This window comes from Nocardioides pelophilus, from assembly GCF_014180685.1.
In the GTDB taxonomy this organism is placed as follows: Bacteria; Actinomycetota; Actinomycetes; order Propionibacteriales; family Nocardioidaceae; genus Nocardioides; species Nocardioides pelophilus.
The window spans coordinates 17,329-18,374 of the sequence record NZ_JACEHF010000080.1 but is presented as its reverse complement, the minus strand read 5'-3'; the positions used below and the strand labels follow the sequence as shown (position 1 = coordinate 18,374).

Annotated in this window: 1 protein-coding gene; it reads right to left on the bottom strand. The window is 74.2% G+C overall.

Annotated features, from left to right (window positions below):
- On the bottom strand, nt 1-1,046 hold a 1,046-nt coding region (locus H0488_RS13675), incomplete at both ends, for a 3'-5' exonuclease (RefSeq protein WP_281369639.1).

The window sequence follows — 1,046 nt, the reverse complement described above, 5'->3', positions numbered from 1 at the left end:
GGCTCGCTCGTGACGGCCGCCGGCGGCTCGTCGCTCACCGCGGTGAGCGCGGAGTAGGACGTGCGGCGCCAGGCCTGGTCGACCGACCGGCCGAACTTCCGCGCGGCCAGCGCGTACGGTTCCGGCGGCGCGGCCAGCGGTGGTGGCTCGGACGGTTCGGCGCGGGCTAGGTCCGGCCCGCCGACGTCGGCGTCGCCCCAACGGCGCAGCCAACGCACGACCTCGCTGTCCGACGGCGGGTCGTGCCGGTCGGGCACGACGGCTTCGCCCAGCTTGCGACCGAGCAGGACCCGGTTGAGGGCGGAGTGGGCCACGTTGTTGCCGGCCGCCCACCACACCACGAGCCGGGACCTGGCCCGGGTCATGGCGACGTAGAGCATGCGGAGCGACTCGCCGGCGTCCTCCGCCTGGTGGCGGGTCACCAGCTCGACCGGCCGGGAGCCGGGGTCGCCGACGTACAGCACCCGCTCACGGTCGTCGTCGTGGTAGGTGAGGATCGTCGGCGCCCTGCCGTCGACGTAGCGGTCGGAGAGGTAGGGCGCCAGCACGACGGGGTACTCCAGGCCCTTGCTGCCGTGGATGGTCATCAGCTGCACCGCGTGGGCGTCGGAGTCGATGCGGCGGGTGCGCTCGGTCGTGGCGTCGTTGGCTTCGCGTTGGCGCTCCAGGAACCACGCGATGAGGCCGGAGAGTCCGAGCCGATCGCGGGTGGCCGCGTCGTGGAGGAGCTCGGCGAGGTGCCGCAGGTCGGTCAGGTGGCGCTCTCCGCCGACGGTGCCGAGGACCCGCGCGGACAGCCCGCGGGCGATCAACGTCTCGAAGACCGCCGCGACCCCGCGGTCGGTGAAGGTCAGCGCCAGGTCGCGCAGGTCCTCCGACACCCGGTCGGTGAGGGCGTCCCCTTCCGCGTCGAGATCGGATCCGTTGTGTCCGAAGAACGCCGTGACGGCGGCGGCGCGGGCGAGCCGGGAGCGGTGGGGCTGCGCCATCGCCTCGAGCAGGGCCCGCCACTCCGCACCGGCGTCGGTGGCGAAGACGCTCTGGCC